The sequence below is a fragment of the Nocardioides bigeumensis genome (assembly GCF_039531755.1).
In the GTDB taxonomy this organism is placed as follows: Bacteria; Actinomycetota; Actinomycetes; order Propionibacteriales; family Nocardioidaceae; genus Nocardioides; species Nocardioides bigeumensis.
The window spans coordinates 718,189-743,280 of record NZ_BAAAQQ010000013.1 but is presented as its reverse complement, the minus strand read 5'-3'; the positions used below and the strand labels follow the sequence as shown (position 1 = coordinate 743,280).

The 25,092-nt window shown below is 72.9% G+C and carries 22 protein-coding genes; 18 read left to right on the top strand and 4 right to left on the bottom strand.

What is annotated here, in order from left to right:
* Positions 1-37: 37 nt before the first annotated feature.
* The 3 genes from ABD295_RS17820 to ABD295_RS17810 are packed head-to-tail and all read left to right on the top strand — an operon-like array spanning position 38 to position 2,936.
* The gene (locus ABD295_RS17820; RefSeq protein ID WP_344305154.1) at positions 38-898 is read left to right on the top strand and encodes a DICT sensory domain-containing protein; all 861 of its coding nucleotides are present in this window, start codon (positions 38-40) and stop codon (positions 896-898) included.
* Positions 895-1,683, top strand: coding sequence for a hypothetical protein (locus tag ABD295_RS17815; RefSeq protein WP_344305153.1), 789 nt, complete (start codon positions 895-897; stop codon positions 1,681-1,683). The genes ABD295_RS17820 and ABD295_RS17815 overlap by 4 nt, the downstream gene beginning before the upstream one ends.
* The gene (locus ABD295_RS17810; RefSeq protein WP_344305152.1) at positions 1,680-2,936 is read left to right on the top strand and encodes a flavin monoamine oxidase family protein; all 1,257 of its coding nucleotides are present in this window, start codon (positions 1,680-1,682) and stop codon (positions 2,934-2,936) included. Before ABD295_RS17815 ends, ABD295_RS17810 begins: the two co-directional genes overlap by 4 nt.
* On the opposite strand, the gene ABD295_RS17805 is transcribed toward ABD295_RS17810, so the two are convergent.
* The 3 genes from ABD295_RS17805 to ABD295_RS17795 are packed head-to-tail and all read right to left on the bottom strand — an operon-like array spanning position 2,930 to position 5,916.
* Positions 2,930-3,379: a GNAT family N-acetyltransferase gene (locus ABD295_RS17805; RefSeq protein WP_344305151.1), complete on the bottom strand. Its 450-nt coding sequence runs from the start codon at positions 3,377-3,379 to the stop codon at positions 2,930-2,932. The genes ABD295_RS17810 and ABD295_RS17805 overlap by 7 nt on opposite strands.
* 7 nt (positions 3,380-3,386) lie before the next feature.
* Positions 3,387-4,328 (bottom strand): alpha/beta hydrolase, encoded by a 942-nt coding sequence (locus ABD295_RS17800; protein ID WP_344305150.1) that lies wholly within the window; start codon positions 4,326-4,328, stop codon positions 3,387-3,389.
* A 34-nt stretch (positions 4,329-4,362) separates the two neighbouring features.
* A complete protein-coding gene (locus ABD295_RS17795) occupies positions 4,363-5,916 on the bottom strand; it encodes a serine/threonine-protein kinase (RefSeq protein ID WP_344305149.1) in 1,554 nt (517 codons plus the stop codon).
* Between the two features lie 150 nt (positions 5,917-6,066).
* Here ABD295_RS17795 and ABD295_RS17790 point away from each other — a divergent pair, with 150 nt between their 5' ends.
* The 8 genes from ABD295_RS17790 to ABD295_RS17755 all read left to right on the top strand — a co-directional run bounded on the left by ABD295_RS17790 (position 6,067) and on the right by ABD295_RS17755 (position 16,349).
* Complete coding sequence (locus ABD295_RS17790; protein ID WP_344305148.1) at positions 6,067-6,861, top strand: type III PLP-dependent enzyme domain-containing protein; 795 nt, start codon at positions 6,067-6,069, stop codon at positions 6,859-6,861.
* A gap of 158 nt (positions 6,862-7,019) precedes the next feature.
* On the top strand, positions 7,020-8,141 hold the full coding sequence (locus ABD295_RS17785; RefSeq protein ID WP_344305147.1) for a thiamine ABC transporter substrate-binding protein: 1,122 nt from the start codon (positions 7,020-7,022) through the stop codon (positions 8,139-8,141).
* The gene (locus ABD295_RS17780) at positions 8,138-9,835 is read left to right on the top strand and encodes an ABC transporter permease (RefSeq protein WP_344305146.1); all 1,698 of its coding nucleotides are present in this window, start codon (positions 8,138-8,140) and stop codon (positions 9,833-9,835) included. Before ABD295_RS17785 ends, ABD295_RS17780 begins: the two co-directional genes overlap by 4 nt.
* Entirely contained in the window at positions 9,835-10,845 is a 1,011-nt protein-coding gene (locus ABD295_RS17775) for an ABC transporter ATP-binding protein (RefSeq protein ID WP_344305145.1), read from the top strand. The genes ABD295_RS17780 and ABD295_RS17775 overlap by 1 nt, the downstream gene beginning before the upstream one ends.
* A gap of 30 nt (positions 10,846-10,875) precedes the next feature.
* On the top strand, positions 10,876-11,919 hold the full coding sequence (locus ABD295_RS17770; RefSeq protein WP_344305144.1) for a phosphatase PAP2 family protein: 1,044 nt from the start codon (positions 10,876-10,878) through the stop codon (positions 11,917-11,919).
* Positions 11,920-12,143: 224 nt separating this feature from the next.
* The gene (locus tag ABD295_RS17765; protein WP_344305143.1) at positions 12,144-13,547 is read left to right on the top strand and encodes a C40 family peptidase; all 1,404 of its coding nucleotides are present in this window, start codon (positions 12,144-12,146) and stop codon (positions 13,545-13,547) included.
* A gap of 145 nt (positions 13,548-13,692) precedes the next feature.
* On the top strand, positions 13,693-15,687 hold the full coding sequence (locus ABD295_RS17760; RefSeq protein ID WP_344305141.1) for an acyl-CoA dehydrogenase family protein: 1,995 nt from the start codon (positions 13,693-13,695) through the stop codon (positions 15,685-15,687).
* Complete coding sequence (locus ABD295_RS17755) at positions 15,684-16,349, top strand: class I SAM-dependent methyltransferase (RefSeq protein WP_344305140.1); 666 nt, start codon at positions 15,684-15,686, stop codon at positions 16,347-16,349. Before ABD295_RS17760 ends, ABD295_RS17755 begins: the two co-directional genes overlap by 4 nt.
* Positions 16,350-16,455: 106 nt before the next feature.
* Here the strand turns inward: ABD295_RS17755 and ABD295_RS17750 are convergent, their stop codons facing one another.
* Complete coding sequence (locus ABD295_RS17750; RefSeq protein ID WP_344305139.1) at positions 16,456-17,004, bottom strand: inorganic diphosphatase; 549 nt, start codon at positions 17,002-17,004, stop codon at positions 16,456-16,458.
* Between the two features lie 69 nt (positions 17,005-17,073).
* Between ABD295_RS17750 and dacB the strand changes: the two genes are divergently transcribed.
* The 7 genes from dacB (at position 17,074) to folE (ending at position 25,072) form a co-directional block, all read left to right on the top strand.
* Positions 17,074-18,540: a D-alanyl-D-alanine carboxypeptidase/D-alanyl-D-alanine endopeptidase gene (dacB, locus tag ABD295_RS17745; RefSeq protein WP_344305138.1), complete on the top strand. Its 1,467-nt coding sequence runs from the start codon at positions 17,074-17,076 to the stop codon at positions 18,538-18,540.
* The gene (locus tag ABD295_RS17740) at positions 18,537-19,583 is read left to right on the top strand and encodes a zinc-dependent metalloprotease (RefSeq protein WP_344305137.1); all 1,047 of its coding nucleotides are present in this window, start codon (positions 18,537-18,539) and stop codon (positions 19,581-19,583) included. The genes dacB and ABD295_RS17740 overlap by 4 nt, the downstream gene beginning before the upstream one ends.
* A 37-nt stretch (positions 19,584-19,620) precedes the next feature.
* Positions 19,621-20,607, top strand: a complete 987-nt coding sequence (gene tilS, locus ABD295_RS17735) for a tRNA lysidine(34) synthetase TilS (RefSeq protein ID WP_344305136.1) — start codon at positions 19,621-19,623, stop codon at positions 20,605-20,607.
* A gap of 58 nt (positions 20,608-20,665) precedes the next feature.
* Positions 20,666-21,682: a Kelch repeat-containing protein gene (locus ABD295_RS17730; RefSeq protein WP_344305135.1), complete on the top strand. Its 1,017-nt coding sequence runs from the start codon at positions 20,666-20,668 to the stop codon at positions 21,680-21,682.
* Positions 21,683-21,731: 49 nt separating this feature from the next.
* Complete coding sequence (gene hpt, locus ABD295_RS17725; RefSeq protein ID WP_344305134.1) at positions 21,732-22,283, top strand: hypoxanthine phosphoribosyltransferase; 552 nt, start codon at positions 21,732-21,734, stop codon at positions 22,281-22,283.
* A 102-nt stretch (positions 22,284-22,385) separates the two neighbouring features.
* On the top strand, positions 22,386-24,458 hold the full coding sequence (ftsH, locus tag ABD295_RS17720; protein WP_344305133.1) for an ATP-dependent zinc metalloprotease FtsH: 2,073 nt from the start codon (positions 22,386-22,388) through the stop codon (positions 24,456-24,458).
* Positions 24,455-25,072, top strand: coding sequence for a GTP cyclohydrolase I FolE (gene folE, locus ABD295_RS17715; protein WP_425574117.1), 618 nt, complete (start codon positions 24,455-24,457; stop codon positions 25,070-25,072). The genes ftsH and folE overlap by 4 nt, the downstream gene beginning before the upstream one ends.
* Positions 25,073-25,092 lie beyond the last annotated feature (20 nt).

Below are 25,092 nucleotides of genomic sequence, written 5' to 3'. Positions count from 1 at the left end.
GCTATCTACACAACGTGTTTAGGTTATCGTCGCAGGCATGACGGCCGGCGCCACCCTCTCCATCGGCGACCTCGCCGAGCGCGCCGGCGTGAGTCCCGGGCTGCTGCGGATGTGGGAGACGAGGTTCGGGTTCCCCGAGCCGGTGCGGCTGCCCAGCGGGCACCGCCGCTACCAGGCCGCCGACGTCGCCGCCGTCCGCGAGGTGCTGGCCCGCCAGCAGAGCGGGCTCCGCCTCGACCGGGCCGTTGCCGCCGTGCGCGCCCTGCGCGAGAGCCACGAGCCGAGCATCTTCGCCGCCGTGCGCGAGGCCGACCCGCGACTGCCGCGGCAGCGGCTGCGCAAGTCCACCCTGGTCGGGCTCTCGCACGCGATCGAGGACGAGCTGTGCGCTCGGGGCCACTGCGGCTTCGCGTTCGCCGCCTTCCAGCGCGGTGAGTTCTTCGAGCGGTCCCGGCGACGCTGGCAGGACATCGCCAGGCGGTCCCGCTTCAGCCTCGCGATCGCCGACTTCACGGACCTGGGGACGCCGCCCGCCCCGGCGGAGGGCGGGCCCGTCCTGGTCCCGCTCGACCTGGGTGAGCCGCTGCGCGAGGAGTGGGCCGTCGTGTGCGACTCGCCCGGCTTCGCCGCGGTGCTGAGCGCCTGGGAGCCGCCGGGGCAGCAGCCACAGGCCGACGCCGATCGCGAGTTCGAGGCCGTCTGGACCCTCGACCCGGGCCCGGTCCGCACCGCCGCACGCGTCTGCCTCGACATCGCCGAGGCCGCGGGGGTCAGCGGGATCGCGCGGGTGCGCGCCGACCTGCTCGCCGCCCCGACGGCGACCCCGTCGTCGGCGCAGGCGGTCACGGACTTCTGCGACCGGGTGATCGGCGCGCTCGACCGGAGGGTCCGCGGATGAGCGCCCCCACCCGCGCCGACCGCACCCGCCAAGTGGCCGTGACGCTCGCTGAGGTGTTCTGCGTGCTCGGCACCCTCGTCGGCACCGGTGTGCTCGGGACCCGTGTCGCGGAGTCGTCTGGCGGAGCCCTCGCTGCCGACGCGACGCTGTTGGCGCCGGCCGGTCCGGCGTTCTCGATCTGGTCGGTGATCTACGCCGGCCTGGCGGCGTACGCCGTGTGGCAGTGGCTGCCCTCGGTTGCGACCAGCGAGCGGGCCAGGGCCACGGGTTGGCCGGCCGCGCTGTCGATGGTGCTCAACGCCGGATGGCTCCTCGTCACCCAACAGGGCTGGGTCTGGATCAGCGTCGGGGTGATCCTCGCCTTGGCGGTGACCTTGGCGCTGCTGGTCGCCCGGCTGACCCGACTCCCCGCATCGGGCCGGACCGACAGGGTGCTGCTCGACGGCACGTTCGGCCTCTACCTCGGCTGGGTCACCGCTGCGAGCTTCGCCAACGTCGCCGCCGCCCTCGCCACCACCGGCCTCCAGGTGAGCCGGGCCACCGCGGAGCTTGCCGCCGCGGGCGGGCTCGTCCTGGCGGCCGCGGTGGGCATCCTGCTCGCCCGCGAGCTCGGCGCCCGGTGGCCGGTCGCCGCTGCCCTCGTCTGGGCGCTGGGCTGGATCGTCGTCGGCCGCACCACCGACCGGCCGGAGTCAGCAGTCACCGCTGCCGCCGCCGCGGCGGCGGCAGTCCTCGTGGTCGTCGCGACGGCTCGCCTGCGGTCGAGGCAGGTGCCGACGCGATGACCGACACCGACGTCGTCGTCATCGGCGCCGGGCTCGCCGGGCTCGCGTGCGCGGGTCAGCTGGTCGAGGCCGGCCGTGAGGTCGTGGTCCTCGAGGCGGCGGACGCGGTGGGCGGGCGGGTGCGCACCGACCCCGTGGACGGGTTTCTCGTGGACCGCGGCTTCCAGCTGCTCAACCCGGCGTACCCCGCCGTCGGCCGCCTCGTCGACGTCGCCGCCCTCGGGCTGCAGACGTTCGACGCCGGTGTCGCCGTCCGCCGACCGACCGGCCTGAGCGTCGTCGCCGACCCGCGCCGGGCGCCCCGGCGGCTGCGCTCCACGCTGACCGGCGGGCTGCTCAAGCCGCGTGAGCTCGCCGCTCTCGCCCGGTGGGCCGGGCCCGTCGTGGCGCGTCCCGGCCGGGTGAAGTCGGCCCCCGACCTGACCCTGGCGGAGTCGCTCGACCGCGCGGGCGTCGCCGGTCCGCTGCGCCAGGAGGTGCTGGAGCCGTTCCTGGCCGGCGTCCTCGCCGACGACACCGGCACCACCTCCGCGACCTTCGTCAAGCTGCTCGTGCGGACCTTCCTCCTCGGCACGCCCGGCCTGCCCCGCGGCGGCATGCAGGCGCTGCCCGAGCAGCTCGCCGCCCCGCTCGGCGACCGGGTCCGTCTCGGGGTCAGGGCGACCGGGGTCGAGGGCCGCCGCGACGGCGTCCGGGTCACCACCGACACCGCCACGATCTCCGCACGGGCCGCGGTGGTCGCCGTCGCGGCCGAGGACGTCGCCGGCTTCTCCGGGGGCGCGACGCCTCGCACCAGCGGCCTGGTCACCTGGTGGTTCGCCACCGACTCGCCGCCCTACGACCAGGCGCTCCTGACCGTCGACGGCCGGGCGCGCGGACCGGTCCAGCACGCCGCGGTCGTGAGTCACGCCGCCCCGTCCTACGCCCCGACCGGGCGCCACCTCGTCGAGGCCACCTGCCTGCCGTCGCGCGAGGGTGCGACCGACGAGACCGCCGTACGCCGCCACCTCGGCGATCTCTGGAGGACCTCCGCCCACGACTGGGACCTGCTCGTCCGGCACGACATCGCGCACGCGCTGCCCTTCCAGGCGGTCGGCGTGGGGTCGTTCAGGACGACGAGCGCGGCGCGCATCGGTGAGCGCACCTACGCGGCAGGCGACCACCGCGACACCGCGTCGATCCAGGGTGCGCTGGTGTCAGGCGAGCGGATCGCGCGGGCGGTGCTGCGCGACCTGGGCGAGTCGGCTCACTGAGAGGGGTCGCGCCGCATCGGCAGGTGCAGCACGCCGTCGTCGTCGAACTCGGGGCCGGTGACCTCGAAGCCGTAGGTGGCGTACCAGCCGGCCACCTCGGTCTGCGCGTCGAGCACGACGGCGCGGTCACCGTCGCCGTCGAGGGCGACCTGCATCAAGGCGTCCGCGAGGCCGCGTCCCCGGGCCGTCGGCTCCACCACGACCCGGCCGACCCGCACGGTCTCACCGTCATCGACGACCCGCGCGTAGGCCACGACGGCGCCGTCCTCCTCGACGAGGAGATGCCGTGTGGTCGGCTCCAGGTCCCGGCCGTCGAGGTCGGGGTAGGGGCTGTGCTGCTCGACGACGAACACCTGCTGGCGCAGCCGCCACACGGCGTACGCCGTCTCAGCGTCGAGGTCGGCGAAGGTCAGGTCGCGCACCTGGGCGGCCGGGCGGCTCATGGGCGGATCACCGGTCCCGCAGGAAGGCCAGCGTCTGGCGGAAGGCCCGGCGCGACTCCGGGATGATCGGCAGGATCGGGTAGACGTGCAGCAAGCCGTCCTCCTCGACGTAGGTGAGGTCCCAGCCTGCCTCCTCGGCCCGGTCCACGAGAAGCCTCGTGCCCGGCCAGAGCAGATCCCTGGTGCCCTGGAAGACGATCGCGCGCGGCAGACCGCTCAGGTCGCCGAGAGCCGGAGAGACCTCCGGGCGGCCGAGGTCGTCGGGCGAGCCGGCCCACCAGAGGGCGTAGGCGCGCATCTTGCCGACGAAGAGCCACGGGTCGATCGGGTCGAGCGAGTCGGTCTCAGGGGTGCTGGTCGTGAGGTCGACCCAGGGGGCGTGCAGCACCAGTCGGCTCGGCTGTGCGCCGACGTCACCGGCGACGGCAGCCCTGTCGCGCAGGACAAGGGCCAGCGCCAAGGCGTAGCCGCCCCCGGCCGAGTCGCCGCCGAGGACCACCTGACCCGGCTCCTCGCAACGGCGCGCGATCATCCCGACCAGGGGCTCGAAGGAGTCGCGCCAGGTGTGCTCGGGCGCCAGCGGGTAGTCGGGCATGACCACGCGAGCGCCGATCGCGGCGCCGAGGCGCAGCGCGTAGCGCACCTGGAACGGGTCGATCGGGGCCATGAAACCGCCGCCGTGCATCCACACCAGCGTCGTGTGCGGCTCCTTGCCGCGCGGGGTGACGACGTACGACGGGAACGGGCCGGACGCGCCCTCGACCTGTTCGGTGACCACGGACCACCGTTGCTCGAAGCGCGGCACCATCCGGGTCGGGAGGGAGCTGCGGTCGAGGGTCCGGTGCCAGGCCTCGACGCGGGCCCGCTCGGCGGGCTCGTCGGTCATCTCCCGCGCGCGTCGTACCCGGGGCACCGCGTAGGCGAGCAGCGCGTGACGGCGGGAGGGCACCCGGCGAGGGTAGTTCGCCGGCCAGAGACCCGTCCTAGCCGTCGGACGCGATGAGATAGCCCTCGCCGGCACGGACGAGCGTGAACGCCCGGTCCTCCGCGGTCGTGGTGCCGTCGTTGCGGGTGTAGGTGATGCGGGCGGTCACCGCTCCCGGCCCGGTGGACCTGACGTCGGTGGCGTCCACGTCGGCGATCGTGCTCCAGAAGCCGTCGTAGGTGCCCCGGCCGATCTCCGCCTGCAGCTCGGGCGTCAGCATCGCCCACGCGGTGTCGAGGTCGTCGGGGACGAGGTCGTAGTACCCGTCGACGGTCCGCACCGGCCCGCCGCCGGGCGCGGGTGCCGGGTTGCTCGGCTCGGGCGACGGGTCCTCCGTCGGATCCGCGCTCGGGTCCGGCTCCTCGGTCTCCTTCGGCTTCCCGGAGCTCGACTCCTCGGGACTGGACTCGTCGGAGCCGGACTCGTCCGACGAGGACGAGGCCGCCCCGCGCTCAGGATCGGAGGCTGTCGGGTCCTGCGCGCCGGGGTCGCGCAGCGCGAGCGCGACGAGCACCGCGATGAGCGCGAGCAGGGCGGCCGCGGCGCCGAGCGCGAGCGGGTACGCACGTGACCGCCGCGGTGCGGCCGGCGTGGCTCCCGGCACGGGCCGCGGTGCGGGGGCCGGGGCCGACGCCGTCGTCGCTTCCGGGGCCGGGGTGGACGTGGGTGTCGGCGCGGGGGCCGGCGTACGTGCGGCCGCCTCCCGGGTCGGCGGAGGGGCGGCGACGGTGCTCGCGTCGCCCTGGTGCGTCAGCTCGTCCAGGGCGCGGGCCGCCTCGGCCATCGTCCACCGGCTGTCAGGGTCCGGGTCGAGGAGGTGGGTCAGCGGAAGGGTCAGCAGGCCGGCGCGCACGGGCGGGGGCACCGGGTCGCCCGCGATGCTCTTCAGGGTCGCGAGGACGTTGGCCTGGCGGGGGTGCGGAGGGTGCCCCTCGACCGCCGCATAGAGCGTGGCCCCCAGCGCCCAGACGTCCGAGGCGGGCCCCGGGTCCGCGGCGCCGCTGGCGAGCTCGGGGGAGAAGTACGCCGGCGTCCCGCTCACCAGCCCGGTCCTGGTCAGACGCTCGTCGACCACCAGGTGGGCGATGCCGAAGTCGCTGATCTTCGCCTCGTCGTCGTCGGCGACCAGGATGTTGGCCGGCTTGACGTCGCGGTGGATGATCCCCGCCGCGTGGGCCGCCGCAAGGGCCGAGGCCACCTGGGCGCCGATGCGGGCGGCGCGCTCTGCGCGGAGCGGGCCGGCCGCGAGCAGGTCTGCGAGGGTCTGCGCCTCGACGTACTCCATCACCAGCCACGGGGCGTCCTCGTGCTCGACCACGTCGAAGACCGAGACAGCGTGCCGATGGTTGAGCGCAGCCGCCGCCCGCGCCTCACGCATCGCCCGGCGCCGGTCGTCCGCCGACTCGCCTGGAAGGACGCCCACGCGCTTGAGCGCGACAGGGCGGCCCAGCACCTGGTCGTGGCCGAGCCAGACCACGCCCATGCCCCCCGCGCCCACGGCGCGCTCGAGCCGGTAGCGACCCCCGACGACGGTCGTTGGCGCAGCAGGCACAGGTCTCCCCTCGGTTCGGTCCCCTGAGGGCGAGGTACCCCATCGTCCGGAGCAGTACCTGCCGCCGCATGCGGCCTGAGCGGACGAATCTGCCCAGAATGCGTATTTTGACTGATGTGCCGGGCCGCCCGGCCCGGCCAGGCTGAGGCCATGACGATGCTCGCCTCCCCTCCGGTCCGGACCCTGCCGTCCGGGCGGACCGCCCCTCCCGTCTCGGGCTTCGACGTCACGTCGGCCTCGCGTCGCTTCCGTCGGATGGCGGCCGTGCTCGACCGGACCACCCTGCTGTACGACGTCGCGACCCGCGGCGACGAGGCGCTCCTCGTGAGCCTGGCCCGCGCGGGGGCGGGCTTCGCCGTCGAGGACGCCGCAGGTGCGGCCGCGTGTGCACCCCATGCTCACGCCGGCCCGGACCGCTCGGGCCTCGTGAGCACCGCCCGCCTCGACAGCTGCGACGAGGTCGCGGCGATGGCTGGGTCCGGCGTGCGGACCTTCGTGGTGCGCTCGCCCGAGGAGACCTGCCGCGTGGCGATCGCCGCCCCAGGGTCTGCGGTGCTGGTCCGGGTGGTGCCGCTGTCCTCGACCGAGGAAGGCGCCGAGGGCTGTACCGTCCCCGAGGCCGTGACCGTGCTGCGCCAGGCCGGCGCGAGCGGACTCGACGCGGTCGGGGTCTCCTTCGAGATCGCCTCCCTGCGCCGTAGCCCGCGTGCGATCACCGCCGCCGTCGGCGCTTCTGCTCGGCTCTTCGGCGCGGCCGCGGAGGTGGGGCTCCGGCTCGACACCATCGACCTCGGCGGCGGGCTCCCGGCGCTCGAGGACGGCGCCCCGCCGCTGGCGTCGTACGCCGCCACCCTCGACCGTTCCCTCCTCCAGGAGTTCGGCATCGCGCGCCCGCAGACGCTGGTCCGCGTCGGCCGCGCCGTCGTGGGCGCCGCTGCCGCCTGACCACCTGCCACCTGACCACCCCTGCGGCCAACAGGCGTAGCATCGCCACGACAGACAGGGGAGCCCTGGCCGGCGGGAGCCGGCGACGGGCTGAGAGTGCGGACGAGCCGCAGACCCTCCGAACCTGCTCCGGTTAGCACCGGCGAAGGGAGTCGACGATGCGGCGCATTCTCCGACGAGCTCATCGACCAGGCACGCGCACGATCACCACCCTCGTCCTCGTCACGGCAGTGACCGTCCTGGCGGGCTGCTCCTTGGTGGGCGAGGGGGACGACGAGCCCGCCACCTCGCCGGGCGGCAGCTCGGCCAGCCCGGGCCAGGAGGCTCCGCGCGAGGTCGTGCTCGTCACCCACGACTCGTTCGCGCTGCCGAAGAAGCTGGTGAAGGCCTTCGAGGCCGACTCCGGCTACGAGCTCGAGGTGCGCGCGAGCGGTGACGCGGGAGCGCTGACCAACAAGCTGGTGCTCACCCAGGACAGCCCGACCGGCGACGTGGCGTACGGCGTCGACAACAGCTTCGCCAGCCGCGCGCTCGACGCCGGCGTCTTCGCCGACTCCGGCGTGACGCTGCCCGACGGCGCCGCCGACTACACGCTCGACGACGGCACCGACCGGCTCGTCCCGATCGACACCGGTGCGGTCTGCGTCAACGTCGACACCCGCTGGTTCGAGGAGCAGGGCATCCCCGAGCCCGAGACCCTCGACGACCTCGTCGAGCCGGCGTACGCCGACCTCTTCGTCACCCCCGGTGCGGCGACGAGCTCGCCCGGCATGGCCTTCCTGCTGGCCACGATCGCCGAGCACGGCGACGACTGGCCCGACTACTGGGCGGACCTGATGGCCAACGGCGCCAAGCTGACCAGCGGCTGGAGCGATGCCTACTACGTCGACTTCACCCAGGGCGGCGGCGACGGCGACCGACCGATCGTGCTGTCCTACGACTCCTCGCCGGCCTTCACGCTCACCGAGGACGGCGAGGCGACGACGACCAGAGCGCTGCTCGACACCTGCTTCCGCCAGGTGGAGTACGCCGGCGTGCTGGCCGGGGCCGCGAACCCCGACGGTGCCCGTGCCGTCATCGAGTGGCTGCTCTCGCCCGAGGTGCAGGCGGCGTTGCCGGAGTCGATGTACGTCTTCCCGGTGGTGTCGGGAGTCGAGCTCCCCGAGGACTGGGCGCGGTTCGCCGAGCAGCCGACCGACGCCTACACCGTCGATGCCGACGAGATCACGGCCAACCGCGAGCAGTGGCTGACCGAGTGGACCGACATCACCTCGCGATGAGGGACATGGTCTCGACGAGCTCGACCAGCGGACGTCGCTGGTCGAGCCTGTCGAGACCACTCACGCTCGTCGGGCTGGCCCTCGGCCCCCTGGCGGTGCTGGGCGTCTTCTTCGTGCTGCCGGTGAGCGCGATGCTCGCCCGCGGCTTCGTGGTGGACGGTTCCCTCGACGTGGGCGGGGTGCTCGACGTGCTGGCGCGACCACGCGTGCACCGGGTGCTGTGGTTCACGTTGTGGTCGGCCGCTGCGGGAACGGTCATGTCGTTGGCGTTGGGGCTCCCGGCGGCGTACGCGCTCTATCGGCTCGACCTCCCGCTGCGTCGGCCGCTGAGGGCCCTGCTGCTGGTGCCGTTCGCGTTGCCGACCGTGGTCGTCGGCGTCGCGTTCCGGAGGCTGCTGGCCGACTCCGGGCCGCTGGGCTTCCTCGGCCTCGACGGGTCGGCGATCGCGATCGTGCTGGGCCTGACGTTCTTCAACGCCGCGGTGGTGATCCGTGCCGTCGGGACGGCCTGGGAGGGTCTCGACCCCCGGCCGGCCGAGGCGGCGGCGGCCCTCGGGGCGAGCCCGTGGCAGGTGCTGCGCACGGTCACCCTGCCGGCGTTGAAGCCGGCGCTGGTGTCGGCGACGTCGGTGGTGTTCCTCTTCTGCGCGACCTCGTTCGGCGTCGTCCTCACGCTGGGTGGGCTGCGCTACTCCAGCGTGGAGACCGAGATCTACCTGCTCACCAACAACCTGCTCGACCTACGCGCGGCAGCGGCTCTCTCGGTGCTGCAGATCCTCGTCGTCGTGGTGCTCCTCGTCGTCGCGCAACGGCTGCGCGCCACCCCTGACCCGACGCAGGAGCGCACCCCGCCGCGCCCGCGGCGAGCGCGTCGCGGCGACGTCGCCGCCCTCGTCGCCACCGGCCTGCTCCTCGTGCTCGTCCTCGCGCCGATGACGTCGCTGCTGCTGGGCTCGCTGCGGGTGGGCGACGGGTGGGGACTGGCGGCGTACCGCGCCCTGGCCACCACCGGCGCCAGCCCGGGCGGGGCCGAGGTGCTCGCCGTGCCGGTGACCGACGCGCTGCTCACCTCGCTGCGCACGGCCGTCGACGCGACCTGGATGTCGCTGCTGGTCGGACTGCTGGTCGCCGTCGTGGTCACCCGTCACTCCCGCGGCCGCGTCGAGCGGCGGGTCCGGTCCGGGCTGGACGCGGTCTTCATGCTGCCCCTCGGGGTCTCGGCGGTGACGGTCGGGTTCGGCTTCCTCATCGCCCTGGACGAGCCGCCGCTCGCGCTGCGCGACAGTCCGCTGCTGGTGCCGATCGCCCAGGCCCTCGTGGCCCTGCCGCTCGTCGTGCGCACCATCGCCCCGGTGCTCGGCGGTGTCGACGACCGGCAGCGCCAGGCGGCCGCATCGCTCGGTGCGTCCCCGCTGCGTGCTGTGCTCACCGTCGACCTGCCCGTGGTGTGGAAGCCGCTGCTCGCCGCGGCGGGCTTCGCGTTCGCGGTGTCGCTGGGCGAGTTCGGGGCCACCTCGTTCCTCGCCCGTGACGACCATCCGACGCTGCCGGTCGTCATCTACCGTCTCCTCGGCCACCCGGGCGAGCTCAACTACGCCATGGCCCTCGCCGCGTCGGTCGTCCTCGCGGCCACCACGGCCGTCGTGGTGCTGGCGGTCGAGCGGCTCAGGGTGCCGTCGGCGGGTGCGTTCTGATGGCGGGGCTCTCGCTCGACCACGTCTCGGTGCGGTACGACGACCTGCTCGCCGTCGACGACGTCTCGCTCGACCTGGCTCCCGGCCGGGTGCTCGCGGTGCTCGGCCCGTCCGGGTGCGGCAAGTCCACGCTGCTGCGGGCGGTCGCGGGGCTCGAGCCGGTCAGTCGCGGCACGATCGCCTGGGACGGGCGCGACCTGGGCGGTGTACCCACCCACAAGCGCGGCTTCGCGCTGATGTTCCAGGACGGCCAGCTCTTCGCCCACCTGACCGTCGGCGGCAACATCGGCTACTCGTTGCGGCTGCGCCGGGTGGGGGCGATCGAGCGACGCCGCCGGGTCGACGAGCTGCTCGAGCTCGTCGGGCTCACGGGGTACGCCGACCGGCTGCCCGCCACGCTCTCGGGCGGCGAGCGCCAGCGGGTGGCGCTGGCACGGGCGCTCGCCGTGCAACCGCGGCTGCTGCTGCTCGATGAGCCGCTGTCGGCGCTGGACGCGACGCTGCGGACGCGGCTCGCCCTCGACCTGCGGCAGATCCTCAACGTTTCCGGCACCACTGCGCTGCTGGTCACGCACGACCACGAGGAGGCCTTCGCGGTCGCCGACGAGATGGCGGTGATGCGTGCCGGGCGCGTCGTGCAGAGCGGTGACCTGTCAACAGTCTGGCGAGCGCCCGCCGATGCCGAGACCGCGCTCTTCCTGGGCTACGCCCGCGTGCTGACGGGCGACGACGCGGCCCGGATCCTGGTCGCCGCCGGCCTGGAGGTGTCGCCTGCGGTCGCCGTACGCCGCTCCGCTCTGGTGCCTGATCCACACGGTGCACTGGCCGGTCGCGTCCGGTCCCTGCGCACCACGCCCGACCAGCTCCGTCTCGAGGTGGACGTCGACGACCTCGGGCTCCTCGACGCCGTCGCGCCGCTGGACTCGCACCTCGCGGTCGGCGACGGCGTGCGCCTGCGCGTGGACGTGAGCAGGGTGGCCGCTGTCCCGCGCCAGGTTTCCAGTTCGTAACCCCCAGCCCCGCCTCTCTAGACTCACCGCATGTATCGCCGGGCCTATGTGCTGCTCATCGGGGTGGCCGCGAGCATGGGACTGCTGGCGATCGTCGCGGCCATCGTGGTCGACCGGCGGCTCGCCGACCCGGACGGCTTCCTCGGCCCCGCCTGGGTGCGCCTGCCGATGCTGCTGCTCGGCGCGTTCGTGATGGACATGCTGCCGCGGGTGGTGCTGGCGCTGAGGCCGCCGCGCAGCAACCTCAAGCAGGTCGTCAGGGAGCGCTTCGTCGAGCACTGGACCCGCGAGCGGATCACCCTCGTCGTGCTCGGCGTCGTCTGCTTCTACATCACCTACGTCAGCTATCGGAACCTCAAGTCGTTCCTGCCGTTCATCATCGAGACCAAGTACGACCGCGAGCTGCACCTGATCGACAAGGCGTTCTTCTTCGGCACCGAGCCCGCGGTCGCGCTGCACTCGTTGCTCGGGACTTCGATCTCGGCGCACGTGCTGTCAACGATCTACCTGTGGTTCCTGCCGATGGTGCCGCTGGGTCTGACCGCGTGGCTGATCTGGTCGCGCAACATCAGCTTCGGCTACTGGTTCGCCACCTCCCAGTGCATCGCGTGGACGCTCGGCACGGCGTCCTACTACGCGCTGCCGACCCTCGGCCCCGGCTTCGAGTACCCCTGGCTCTACGAAGGTCTCGCGGTCACCGGCAGCACCCAGCTGATGGAGGCGCTCGACAACGGGCGGGACAACGTTCTCTTCGGGACCGTGTCGGGAGCGGTCCAATCGGTGGCCGGCTTCGCGTCCCTGCATGTCGCCATCACGCTGCTGGTGGCGCTGATGGTGCAGTACACGTTGCGCTCGAAGGTCGTGAAGTGGGTCTTCTGGGTCAACTTCGTGGCGACCGTCTTCGCGACCCTCTACTTCGGCTGGCACTACGTCGCCGACGACATCGCCGGCATCGTCATCGCGCTGGTCTCCTTCTACCTCGGCGGCGTCGCGTCAGGACAGAAGTTCGACAAGCACGGACTCGCCTCGCACCCGACGACCGAGACGTCGCTGGTGCCCATCTCCGAGGACTGAACCGGCCCCTCACGAATTACAACCGTGTAGTCCGTCAAGGCGACACGCCGAGGTTGTCGAGAAAAGTTGTGAAAACTGTTCCGCCTGTGACGAAAGCGATCTAGCGTGCTGCGAGGTGCCTGCGGGCCTCGTGAGTCTCGAGGCGCCGCGAGCAGCACGTCCCCCTCGCCGACCTCAGCTGGAGCAGACCCGTGTCCCGACCGTCCAGGCCGTCCCCTGCCGGGGTGGCGGCGCTGGCCCTGCTCGCCGGCCTGCTGTCCACCGTGATGCCGACCGCCGCTGCAGCCGCCGGGGACGACTCCGCACTCCCGAGCGCGGGGGACGTCGCCGCTGCTGAGCAGGCGGCCGTCGCTGCTGAGCGGACCGTTGCCAGCGTGCGCACCGAGCTCGTGCTCGCCGGTCAGCGCGTCCAGAACGCCTCGATCGAGGCTGCCAAGGCGGCCGAGGCCTTCAACGCGGCGCGCTACCAGCTGTCGCTCGCCCAGGAGGAGGCGGCGCGCGCGGCCGCCGCCCAGGCTGACGCGCAAGAGGTGCTCGAGGGGCAGCGGGAGGTGTACGCCGCGATGCTCGCGACGTCGTACAAGCAGGCACCCGAGCTCGACGCACTCTCCGCGATCGTCGAGTCCGACGGCATCAGCAACGTCCTCGACCGCACCACCACGCTGAGCAACGCCGAGCAGGCGCTCGAGCAGACCTTCCAGGACTACTCCGCCGCCGAGACGCTGGCCGACGCGGCGTCGGTGCAGGCCGACGAGGCCAGGGCCGCGGCGGCCGAGCTCGAGCAGCGCACCAGCGGCGCCCGTGACGACGCCGCGGCGGCCGAGGAGGCCGCCGTCGCCGAGGCGGACGCCGTGGCCGCCGAGCGGGACCGGCTCATCGGGGAGCTCGCGGAGCTGCAAGGCGTGTCGGTCGAGCTCGCCGCGCAGCGGCAGACCGAGCTCGAGCGCCGCGCGGACGAGCGCCGCAAGCGCGCCGAGGAGCGCCGTCGCAAGAGGGAGCGCGAGGAGGAGCCGGCACCAGCACCAGAGCCGGCACCAGCACCAGAGCCGGCACCAGCACCAGAGCCGGCACCAGCACCAGAGCCGGCACCGGCACCTGCGCCCGCTCCCAAGGGTCCGAAGACCCCGACCCCGGCACCGAGCCCCATACCGGCACCCGCGCCCGTCCCCGCTCCGGCGCCGCCTCCCGTTCCCGCGCCGGTCCCGCCCCCCGCGCCGGTCCCGGCTCCTGCGCCGGCCCCGGTCCCGACGCCGACGCCGCCCGCTCCGGCCGGTGGCGCCCAGGCCGCGGTCGACTTCGCCGCCGCCCAGATCGGCGACCCCTACCGCTGGGGCGCGAGCGGCCCCGACGCCTGGGACTGCTCCGGCCTGACGATGCGTGCCTGGGAGGCCGCCGGCCGCTCCCTGCCGCACAGCTCTGCCGCGCAGTACGCCGCATCGACACCGATCGCCGAGGCGCAGCTCCAGCCGGGCGACCTGGTCTTCTGGGGCGACAGCCCCGGCGGGATCTACCACGTCGCGCTCTACGTCGGCGGCGGCCAGATCATCCATGCGCCGCGCACCGGCCGCCCCGTGGAGCGCAACTCGCTCTACTACTGGACCGCGCCGGACTTCTTCGCCCGCCCCTGACGCTCCGGTGGTCGAGGAGGTTGCCCTGGCAACCGTCACGAGACAGCGAGGTGGTCGGCGACGTCTGCCGTCGGGGGTCTCGTGACCGTCGTTGCACGACCTCCTCGGCCACCGGTGGTGATCTGCCCGTGGGTAGGGTCCGAGCATGGCCACCGAAGCGGCTCCCGAGACGCCCGGCTACCGACAGCCCGACATCGACGTCCTCGCCCTGCAACGAGTCCTGGACGGGCCGTACGCCGAGGTGCGCGACCTGGTCCGCACCAACCTGGCCTCCCACGCCGCGGTCCTCGAGGACGCCGAGACCATGGGGCGCGACGAGTTCCGCGAGCGGGTCCGCGAGCTGGTGGTCGAGATCGCAGCAACGGGGCAGACCGGCATGGGCTTCCCCGCGGAATACGGCGGCGGCGGTGACCTCGGCGCCTCGATCGCCGCGTTCGAGACGCTGGCCTACGGCGACCTCTCGGTCCTGGTGAAGGTCGGCGTGCAGTTCGGCCTCTTCGGCGGGGCGATCCTCCAGCTCGGCACCAAGGCCCACCACGACGCCTACCTGCGCGACACCATCACCGGTACGACGATGGGCTGCTTCGCGATGACCGAGACCGGTCACGGGTCCAACGTGCAGCGGCTCGGCACCACGGCGGCGTACGACGCGACCACGCAGGAGTTCGTCCTGCACACGCCCGACGACCAGGCGCGCAAGGACTACATCGGCAACGCCGCGGCGCACGCCGAGCTGGCAGTGGTCTTCGCGCAGCTGCGGGTGGCCACCGAGGAAGGGGGCACGCCGACCGACCAGGGGGTGCACGCCTTCGTCGTCCCGCTCCGGCGGGAGGGGAAGGTGCTGCCCGGCATCCGCATCGAGGACTGCGGTCCCAAGATGGGGCTCGACGGCGTCGACAACGGGCGCATCTGGTTCGACCATGTGCGGGTCCCGCGCGAGGCCCTGCTCGACAGGTTCGCGCAGGTCTCCGCGAGCGGTGTCTACACCAGCTCGATCGACAACCCCAACCGCCGCTTCTTCACGATGCTCGGCACGCTCGTGCAGGGCCGGGTCAGCGTCGGCGGCGCCGGCATCAACGCCGCCAAGGTCGCGATCACCCTCGCCACGACGTACGCCGGGCGCCGGCGCCAGTTCGAGGCGACCGCGCCGCCGGAAGAGGACGTGCTCCTCGACTACGGCCTGCACCAGCGCAGGCTCCTGCCGCTGCTGGCCCGCACCTATGCGTTGCACTTCGCGCAGCAGGTGGTGGCCGAGCAGCTCCACGACGTCTTCACCAACGAGGTCGCCGGGACGGACGGCGAGAAGGCCCGGCGCGAGCTCGAGGCGAGAGCGGCGGGGACCAAGGCGCTCGGCACCTGGCACGCCACCCGGACGATCCAGGAGTGCCGGGAGGCCTGCGGGGGTGCGGGCTACCTCTCGGCCAACCGGTTCGCTGCGCTGAAGGCCGACACCGACGTCTTCACCACGTTCGAGGGCGACAACCACGTGCTCCTGCAGCTCGTCGCCAAGGGCCTGCTCACCGACTACGCCAGTGAGTTCGAGGACCTCGACCAGTTCGGCATGGTCCGCTTCGTGGCGGCGACCGCGGTCGAGACCGTCATCGAGCGGACCCGTGTGCACAAGCTGCTGACCCGGCTCAAGGACGTGCTGCCCGGCGGCGACGAGTGGGCGCAGGAGGCCGGTCTGCTCGACCCCAACTACCAGCTGGCGATGCTGCGCTTCCGCGAGGAGCACATGCTGGCCGGCCTGGCCCGGCGGCTCAAGCGCGGCATCGACGCGGGTGACAACCCCGGTGTGGTCTTCTCGCGGGTGCAGGCCCACGTGATCGCCGCCGCGAACGCGCACGTCGAGCGACTCGTCCTCGACGCGTTCGTCGACGCCTGCCGCTCGGTCGCCGCCGAGCCCGACCTGAAGGTCGCGCTCGGCCTGCTCTGCGACCTCTTCGCGCTGAGCACCATCGAGGCCGACCGGGCCTGGTTCATGGAGCACGGCCGGCTGGGGTCCGCGCGGTCGAAGGCCATCAGTCGTGAGGTCGACGACCTCTGCCGCAAGCTCCGCCCCCTCGCGCAGGACCTCGTCGACGCCTTCGGGATCCCGGCCGAGATGCTGCGCGCTCCCGACCTCCTGGGACCGGCATGAGGATGCCGCTGATCGGGCCGTGGGCCACGGACCCGCTGTGGGCGACGGCGTACGACTGGCTCGTCGAGCACGAGACCGTGGGCGGCCTGATCTGGCGGCTCGGCACCGACAGCTCGCTCGCCGACCTCTACGCCGCCACCGCCGAGATCGGCCGGCTCCCCGCCGGCTCGCGGGTCCTCGACGTGCCGTGCGGCGGCGGCGTCGCGCTGCGCGGGCTCAAGCGCGGGCAGGGGATCGAGTACGTCGCCGCCGACATCTCGCCGGCGATGCTGGACCGCACCGTGGCGGCAGCGGTCGAGCGCGGCGTCCTCGACCAGGTGCGTCCCAAGGTGGAGGACATGCAGGCGCTGTCCTTCGACGACGACTCGTTCGACCTCGTGGTGTCGCTGACCGGTCTGCACGTCGTGCCCGATCCCGTGGGCGCCGTGCACGAGCTCGCGCGGGTGCTGCGCCCCGGCGGCCGGCTCACGGGCAGCGCCCTCCTGACCGACACCGGGCTGCGCTTCGAAGGCCTGCGCCTGGCCGGTCGTGTTGCCGGCGTACTCGGTCCGTCGCTGTCCACCCCCGAGCTGCTGGACGCCCTGGGCGACGCGGGGCTCACGCGGATCCGAGCCGAGACCTCAGGCGCCTTCGTCTACTTCTCGGCAGCAAAGACTCGTTGAGTTGGCTGAAATGGCCCCTCGACTTGGCCCTCCGGGCCTCTCGTTGGAGCCCTACGGGCGGTGAGCGGGGCCCGGAGGGCCAAGTCGAGGGGCCATTTCAGCCAACTCAACTGTTCTTGTTCTCGCCCAGGGAGTCGTCGGCGGCGTTGGCGAGGTCGTCGTGGTGGCCCTCGTCCTCGAAGCGCTTGAAGGAGTTGTGCACCTCGGCCTCGGCTTCGGTGCGGCCGACCCACTCGGCGCCCTCGACGGACTTGCCGGGCTCGAGGTCCTTGTAGACGGTGAAGAAGTGCTCGATCTCGAGGCGGTCGAACTTCGGTAGGTGGTTGATGTCGCGCATGTGCTCGAGCCGGGGGTCGGCGGCCGGCACGCAGAGGACCTTGTCGTCGCCGCCGGCCTCGTCGGTCATGCGGTACATCCCGATGGCGCGGCACTTGATCAGGCAGCCGGGGAAGGTCGGCTCGCCGATGAGCAGCACGAGGGCGTCGAGCGGGTCGCCGTCCATGCCGAGGGTGTTCTCGATGTAGCCGTAGTCGGCGGGGTACTGCGTCGAGGTGAAGAGCGTCCGGTCGAGCCGGATGCGGCCGGTCTCGTGGTCCACCTCGTACTTGTTGCGGCTCCCCTTGGGGATCTCCACCAACACGTCGAACTCGAGCACGTCCACGCCCTCCGGTCGCCGATCAGGGCCCGAGTCGGTTCGTCAGGGGCCTCTGGCACAGTGTCGCAGGTGAGGTCCCGTCGCGTCTTGGCGCTCCTCGCGCTGTTCGTGATCGGCGGCCTCGTCGTCGCGGAGCTGCAGCTGGGCGTGGGCCGCGCGTGGCTCGACGACGCGCTGCAGGCCGAGCCCGACCCGGTCACCGCTCCGGCCGAGGTCGAACCGCCCGCCGGGCTCGAGCTGCCCGAGCTCGTGGCTCCCGCACCCGTGGCCGACACCGCCGGCGAGCCGGCCGTCAGACCCCGCGCCGTACGCCGCACACTGGCCGCCGCCCTCGACGACCCGGACCTCGGCAAGCACGTCGCGGTGGCGGTGGCGGGGGTCGACGGCGGTCCGGTCGTCTCCGCGGTCGAGGGCCGGGGCGGCGAGACGGTGACGCCGGCGAGCACGACCAAGCTCCTGACGACCACCGCCGCGCTCGCGGCCCTGGGGCCCGACCACGTCTTCACGACGAGGACCGTGCTGTCGGGGCAGGGCGCCTCTCGACGGGTGACGCTGGTGGGCGGCGGGGACCCCTATCTCGCCAGCCGGCCGGCAGCACCGGACGACGCGGCGTACCCGCCTCGCGCCGACGTGCTCACCCTGGCGCGCCTGACGGCCCGCGAGCTGCGCGCACGGGGGGTGCGCACGGTGGCCATCGGTTACGACGACACCCTCTTCTCCGGCCCGGTGGCCAGCCCCGACTGGGAGCCCGGCTACCTCCCTGACGCCGTGGTCGCGCCCATCACCGCGCTGTGGGTGGACGGGGGCCGGCCGGAGTCGGGCGTCGGCCGGGTCGACGACCCGTCGGAGTACGCCGCCCGCGTCTTCGCCGACGCGCTGCGCCGGCAGCGGATCAAGATCCGGGGCGAGCTCGCCGACCGGCCCGCGGTTCCCGAGGCCGCGCCCCTGGCCGAGGTCGCCTCCGCCCCGCTCGACCAGGTCGTCGAGCACGTGCTCGAGGTCAGCGACAACGAGGCCGCCGAGGTGCTCGCCCACCAGACGGGGTTGGCGGTGACGGGGGAGGGGTCCTTCGCCGGCGGGCGGCGCGGCGTGGCGGAGACGCTCGGCGGTCTCGGCATCGACCTCACCGGCGTCGAGGTGTACGACGGCTCCGGGCTCTCACGCCGGTCGCGGGTGCGCCTCGACACGCTCGTCGAGGTGCTCCGGGTGGCGGCCGACCCGCAGCACCCCGAGCTGCGCGCGGTGGTGACGGGCCTGCCGGTGGCGGGCTTCACGGGTTCGCTGGCGCTGCGCTTCGACGCCACCAACGCCGCGGCCGGGGCCGGCCTGGTCCGGGCCAAGACCGGAACGCTTTCCGGGGTCCACGGCCTCGCGGGCATCGTCACCGACGCCAAGGGCGAGCCGGTGGTGATGGTGGCGGTCGCCGACGGCGTCCCCAGGGAGGACGACCTGGCCAACCTCGAGGCCCGCCTGGCCGTCGACCGGATCGCCGCCGCCCTCACCGGTTGCACGTGCACCTTAGGGTCGACGTCATGAGCAGCAGCGGGTCAACCGGCCCTACCGGGATGGTCGACTGGGAGACCGCTGTGAGCATCGGCTCCCGGATCGCGGGCGACGGGCCTGCCGTCGGAGCAGCGGAGGCGCGCGACGTCGTCGCCGAGCTGCGCGAGGGGGCCGACCGCTCCACCGCCTTGGTGCGCGAGTTCACCGGCCTGCACGCCGCGGAGCGGACCGCCCCGGTGCTCGTGGTCGACCGGCCGGGTTGGGTGCGGGCCAACGCCGAGGCGTTCTCGACCATCATCGAGCCGCTCGCGGCCAAGCTGTCCGAGAAGAAGGGGCCGCCCACGGGGCTGTCCAAGACCGTCGGGTCCAAGATCACCGGCGCCGAGGTCGGCTTCCTGCTCGGCTTCCTGGGCGGCAAGGTGCTCGGCCAGTTCGACCCTTTCGCCGAGCCTGCCGGCCGGCTGCTCCTGGTCGCGCCCAACATCGTGCACGTCGAACGCGAGCTCGAGGCCGACCCGCACGACTTCCGCCTGTGGGTCTGCCTCCACGAGGAGACCCACCGCGTGCAGTTCACGGCCGTGCCCTGGATGCGCGACCACCTGTTCGCCGAGATCGGCCGGTTGATCGACGCGGTCAAGCCGGATGCCATCCCTGACGACCTCGGCCGCCGCATCTCCGAGATGGTCCGTGGCGAGGGCAGCCTGCTCGACCTGATGAGCACCCCGGAGCAGAAGGAGGTCGTCGACCGGCTGACCGGTGTCATGTCGCTGCTCGAGGGCCACGCGGACGTCGTGATGGACGGCGTCGGCCCGACGGTGATCCCGTCGGTCAAGCAGATCCGCAAGCGGTTCAACGAGCGGCGCAAGGGCGTCGGCGTGCTCGACAAGATGCTGCGCCGACTCCTGGGTCTCGACCAGAAGATGGCGCAGTACCGCGACGGCGCCGGCTTCGTCCGCGCCGTCGTCGACAAGGCCGGCATGGACGGCTTCAACGCGGTGTGGGAGCGGCCCGAGCACCTGCCGACGAAGACCGAGATCCACGACCCCGCGGTCTGGGTGACCCGCGTCCTGGGCTGACCCACCTACCCCACCACCCATCCCCACCCACCACCCCATGACCCTGCACCCGTCCGTCGCCGCCGTCCGGCTCGGCGTACGCCGCTGCCTGGCCGATCTGGCCCGCGGGGCCGAGCCGTCCGCCCGCCGGGTGGTCGCGGTGGCCTGCTCGGGAGGGGCGGACTCGACGGCGCTGCTGGCCGCCACCGTCTTCGAGGGCGGCAAGGCCGGCTGGCACGTGGTCGGGGTGACCGTCGACCACGGTCTGCAAGAAGGCTCGGACGACCACACCGCTCGCGTCGTCGAGCGGATGGCCGCGATCGGCGCGGCCGAGACCGTGGCGGTCAGGGTGACGGTCGAGTCCGCGGGGCTGGGGCCCGAGGCGGCCGCCCGGGAGGCCAGGTACGCCGTCCTCGAGGAGGTGGCCGAGCGGCTGGGCGCCGCGGCCGTCCTGCTAGGACACACCCGCGACGACCAGGCCGAGACCGTGCTCCTGGGGCTCGCCCGTGGGTCGGGCCCGCGCTCGCTCGCCGGGATGCGCCGCGGCCACGGCCGCTATCGGCGGCCCTTGCTCGACGTCGCCCGTGCCGACACGGTGACCGCCTGCCAGGTCGAGGGCCTCGAGGTGTGGGACGACCCGCACAACGCCGACCCGGCGTACCTGCGCACCCGGGTGCGCGCCCGCGTCCTCCCGGTCCTCGAGGCCGAGCTGGGCCCGGGCGTCGCCGAGACGCTGGCCCGCACCGCGGACCAGCTCCGCGTCGACGTCGAGCACCTGGACGACCTCGCGGAGCAGGCCCTCGCTGCGTTGCCGGACCCGCTGTCGGTGCCGGCCCTCGAGGCGCTGCCGACCGCGGTACGCCGCCGCGTGCTGCGCCGCCTTGCCCTCGACGCGGGCGCGCCCGCAGGTGAGCTCTTCCACGAGCACGTGCTCGCCGTCGACGCGCTGCTCACCGACTGGCACGGCCAGAAGTGGATCGACCTCCCCGGACACCTGCGAGCCGCCCGGAGGGACGACCGGCTGCACTTCGTGACGCATCCGTGACGGCCACGTGACGCGTCCGTGCTGGACCGGACCCGTCACCCGCCGCGACGGTGGTCGGGTGCCTCGACTCCTCGCCCTCCTGCTCACGGCCGCGCTCGCGGCCGGCTGCACGGGGCAGGAGCCGTCGGTGCCGCCCGACCGGGCGCCCGACCAGGGCGCGGCAGAGGCTGCGGTCGCGCTCGAGCTGGGCGCCTGGCACGACCTGGTCACGACCCCAGACGGGCTGTTGTTGGTCAACGGCTACCCCGAGGACGCGACGGACGCCCGACCGCTCGAGCTGTGGCGGCGCACCGACGAGGGCTGGGAGCCCGTGGACGCGCCGGACGGCCCCACCGGGCGCAACTTCGTCGCCGTGGCGGTCGACCCGACCACCGGCGACGTCGTGCTGCACGGGGGACTCACAGTCGACGGGGTCTCCGACGAGACGTGGGTGTACGACGGTGCCTGGACCCGGGTCGAGGGCCCGGGCCCGGGACCGCGGGCGTCAGCCACGATGGCCCATGACGAGACCTCCGGGCGGACCCTGCTCTACGGAGGTGACGACGGCAGCGAACAACACGGGGACACCTGGGCCTTCGACGGCGCGACGTGGCAGCGCCTCGCCGAGGACGGACCCGACCCCGTGCGCTGGCCCGCCGCCATGGAGACCGATCCTGATGGCGGTGTCGTCCTGTACGGCGGCCACCAGGTCGTCGACGAGGACGCGCCGCTCGCGCTCGGTGACACCTGGCGATGGGACGGCGGAGGCTGGCGGGAGGTGCCCGGCGCGTCCCAGCCGGGACCGCTCGTCAACGCGGCCATGGTGGTCCACCCGGCCCACGGCCTGCTGCTGCTCGGCGGCGGCGACGTGCGTTCTCGGGAGCGCGGCCGGGTGTGGCGGTGGACCGGCGCGCAGTGGCGCGCACTGCCGCCGGGGCTGCTGCCGGGGCGGCAGGCCTTCGGCGCGGCGTACGACGCCGACCAAGCCGTCGTCGTCCTCACCGGCGGCCTCGTCGAGCCGGGCTCGACCGAGCGGCACCAGGACACCTGGGTGTGGTCCGGCGACCCGGGAGACCCGGCCCAACAGGTCGGCTGACCGCCGACTCTCCTCTGTCCGGGTTCACCGGCACCTCTAGGGTGCAGTCATGGACTCCGCCCATGTTCAGGACGACCTGGTCGAGGTGCTCTTCACCGAGAAGCAGATCCAGGATCGTCTCCAGGAGATGGCCGACCAGATCGCTGCGGACTACGAGGGGCGCGACCTGCTGCTGGTCGGGATCCTGCGCGGTGCGGTGATGGTGATGGCCGACCTGGCCCGGGCGCTGCCGCGGCACTGCGAGATGGACTGGATCGCGATCTCGTCCTACGGCTCGGGCACCAAGTCCAGCGGCGTCGTACGCCTGCTCAAGGACCTCGACACCGACATCACCAACCGGCACGTGCTCGTCGTCGACGAGATCATCGACACCGGTCTCACCCTCAGCTGGCTGGTCAACAGCCTCGGCGGCCGCAACGCGGCCAGCGTCGAGATCGCCACCCTGCTGCGCAAGCCGGAGGCGCTGACCATGCCGGTCGAGCCGAGGTACGTCGGCTGGGACATCCCCAACGAGTTCGTGGTCGGCTACGGCCTGGACTACCGCGAGCGCTACCGCAACCTGCGCGACATCGGCACCCTGGCGCCGCACGTGTACTCCTGAATTCCTCCTGAGGATGCGCCGCGTGCGGCACCGTCTGCGAGAATCGACCGTTGAGGTTGACATGTACCGTCAGTTGCTCATCTGGTCTGCCGAAAGAAGTTCGTGAAGCGCATATTCAAGGGTCCGTGGCTCTGGATCGTCCTCGCCGTCGTCGGCGTCCTGCTGGCGCTGCAGTACCTCGCGCCCAACGGTGGGTACGACGAGATCACCACCTCGCGGATGCAGGAGTACATCGAGTCCGGCCAGGTCGACGAGATCACCTTCATCGACGGTGACCAGGAGATCCAGGCGACCCTGGACGCCAACGTCCGCAGCGAGGGCGACAAGGTGATGACCCACTACATCCAGGGTCAGCAGGAGCGCATCCTCGACCTCGTCGACGCGCAGCTGGCGGAGGGCACCATCAAGGAGGCCAACTCCGACAACCCCTCGCCCAACGTCATCGGCTCGATCCTGATCACGCTGCTGCCCTTCGCGCTGATCATCTTGCTGTTCATCTTCTTGATGAACCAGGTGCAGGGCGGCGGGGGCCGCGGGGTCATGCAGTTCGCCAAGTCCAAGGCCAAGCTGATCTCCAAGGACATGCCGAAGACCACGTTCTCCGACGTCGCCGGCTGCGACGAGGCCATCGAGGAGCTCTCGGAGATCAAGGAGTTCCTCCAGGAGCCCGCGAAGTTCCAGGCCGTCGGCGCCAAGATCCCCAAGGGCGTGCTGCTCTACGGCCAGCCCGGCACCGGCAAGACCCTGCTCGCCCGCGCCGTCGCGGGCGAGGCGGGCGTGCCCTTCTACTCCATCTCCGGCTCCGACTTCGTCGAGATGTTCGTCGGCGTCGGCGCCAGCCGCGTGCGCGACCTCTTCGAGCAGGCCAAGGAGAACGCACCCGCGATCGTCTTCATCGACGAGATCGACGCGGTCGGCCGCCACCGCGGCGCCGGCATGGGCGGCGGTCACGACGAGCGCGAGCAGACCCTCAACCAGCTGCTCGTCGAGATGGACGGCTTCGACGTGCGCGGCGGCGTGATCCTCATCGCGGCCACCAACCGTCCCGACGTCCTCGACCCGGCGCTGCTGCGGCCCGGGCGCTTCGACCGCCAGATCGGCGTCGACGCCCCCGACCTCAACGGCCGCCACCAGATCCTCCAGGTCCACTCGCGCGGCAAGCCGATGGCTCCGGGCGTCGACCTGATGGCCTTCGCGCGGCGTACGCCGGGTTTCACCGGCGCCGACCTCGCCAACGTGCTCAACGAGGCCGCGCTGCTCACCGCGCGCGCCAACCGCAAGCTGATCGACAGCGAAGCGCTCGACGAGGCGATCGACCGCGTGATCGCCGGCCCGCAGCGGCGGACCCGCCTGATGAGCGAGAAGGAGAAGCTCGTCACGGCCTACCACGAGGGCGGCCACGCGCTGGTCGCGGCGGCGCTCCCAGGCAGTGACCCGGTGCACAAGGTGACGATCCTGCCGCGCGGTCGCGCGCTGGGCTACACGATGGTGCTGCCCGACCAGGACAAGTACTCCCAGACCCGCGGCGAGCTGCTCGACAAGCTGGCCTACATGATGGGCGGCCGGGCAGCGGAGGAGATGGTCTTCCACGACCCGACCACCGGCGCCGGCAACGACATCGAGAAGGCCACCAACCTGGCCCGCGCGATGGTCACCCAGTACGGCATGACCGAGCGCCTCGGTGCGGTCAAGCTCGGGGTCTCCAACTCCGAGCCCTTCCTGGGCCGCGACATCGGCCACAGCCGCGACTACTCCGAAGACGTCGCCGCGCAGGTCGACGACGAGGTGAAGAAGCTCGTCGCGGGGGCGCACCAGGAGGCCTTCGACATCCTCGAGGAGAACCGCGACGTCCTCGACGCGCTGGTGCTCGCCCTGGTCGACCGCGAGACCCTCGACAAGGAAGAGGTCGCCGAGGTCTTCGAGCCGCTGCGCCGGCGTACCGTCCGCCCGGCCTGGACCGGTTCGCCCGACCGCAACCCGTCGTCGATCCCGCCGATCGAGATCCCGCAGGAGATCCGCGACCGCGTCTACTCCAACGGCAAGCCGGCCAACGAGGAGGACCACGAGGGCGGCCTGGTCGTCACGCCTCCGGGCCCGGGCGGTGACGTGCACGGCGACGCCGGCCTCGGCGGCGGCCTCGGCGAGCCGCCGACCCCGCCGTCCCCGTCGTCGTGACCGACCCCATCGCGTACTCCGAGCGCGACCCGCACGACGTCCCGGAGTTCGACCACGACCGGGCCGCCGCTGCGGTGCGCGAGCTGCTGTTCGCGATCGGCGAGGACCCCGACCGGGAGGGGCTGCGGGACACCCCGGCCCGGGTGGCGCGCGCGTACGCCGAGCTCACGGCCGGGCTGCGGCAGGGCCCGCTCGACGTGCTCACCACCACCTTCGACCTCGGCCACGACGAGATGGTCCTGGTGCGCGACATCGAGCTGTGGTCGATGTGCGAGCACCACCTGGTGCCCTTCACCGGCGTCGCGCACGTCGGCTACATCCCGGCCGAGAGCGGCAAGATCACCGGCCTGTCCAAGCTGGCCCGCCTCGTCGACGTCTACGCCAAGCGGCCGCAGGTCCAGGAGCGGCTCACGACCCAGGTCGCGGACGCGCTCATGGAGATCCTCGAGGCGCGCGGCGTGATCGTCGTCATCGAGGCCGAGCACCTCTGCATGACCATGCGCGGCGTGCGCAAGGCCGGCGCGCGCACGATCACCTCGGCCGTCCGCGGCAGCATGCTCACCAACTCCGCCACCCGCCAAGAGGCGATGGCGCTCATCCACTCCAGTCGATAGCGCCCCTCTCCACTAGCCTC

Coding starts and splice junctions, on each gene's coding strand:
- ABD295_RS17815 (WP_344305153.1), top strand. CDS start 895: ATGAGCGCCCCCACCCGCGCCGACCGCACCCGCCAAGTGGCCGTGACG.
- ABD295_RS17785 (WP_344305147.1), top strand. CDS start 7,020: ATGCGGCGCATTCTCCGACGAGCTCATCGACCAGGCACGCGCACGATC.
- tilS (WP_344305136.1), top strand. CDS start 19,621: ATGACCCTGCACCCGTCCGTCGCCGCCGTCCGGCTCGGCGTACGCCGC.
- ABD295_RS17755 (WP_344305140.1), top strand. CDS start 15,684: ATGAGGATGCCGCTGATCGGGCCGTGGGCCACGGACCCGCTGTGGGCG.
- ABD295_RS17770 (WP_344305144.1), top strand. CDS start 10,876: ATGTATCGCCGGGCCTATGTGCTGCTCATCGGGGTGGCCGCGAGCATG.
- hpt (WP_344305134.1), top strand. CDS start 21,732: ATGGACTCCGCCCATGTTCAGGACGACCTGGTCGAGGTGCTCTTCACC.
- ABD295_RS17775 (WP_344305145.1), top strand. CDS start 9,835: ATGGCGGGGCTCTCGCTCGACCACGTCTCGGTGCGGTACGACGACCTG.
- ABD295_RS17810 (WP_344305152.1), top strand. CDS start 1,680: ATGACCGACACCGACGTCGTCGTCATCGGCGCCGGGCTCGCCGGGCTC.
- ABD295_RS17805 (WP_344305151.1), bottom strand. CDS start 3,379: ATGAGCCGCCCGGCCGCCCAGGTGCGCGACCTGACCTTCGCCGACCTC.
- ABD295_RS17760 (WP_344305141.1), top strand. CDS start 13,693: ATGGCCACCGAAGCGGCTCCCGAGACGCCCGGCTACCGACAGCCCGAC.
- ABD295_RS17780 (WP_344305146.1), top strand. CDS start 8,138: ATGAGGGACATGGTCTCGACGAGCTCGACCAGCGGACGTCGCTGGTCG.
- ABD295_RS17820 (WP_344305154.1), top strand. CDS start 38: ATGACGGCCGGCGCCACCCTCTCCATCGGCGACCTCGCCGAGCGCGCC.
- ABD295_RS17790 (WP_344305148.1), top strand. CDS start 6,067: ATGACGATGCTCGCCTCCCCTCCGGTCCGGACCCTGCCGTCCGGGCGG.
- ABD295_RS17740 (WP_344305137.1), top strand. CDS start 18,537: ATGAGCAGCAGCGGGTCAACCGGCCCTACCGGGATGGTCGACTGGGAG.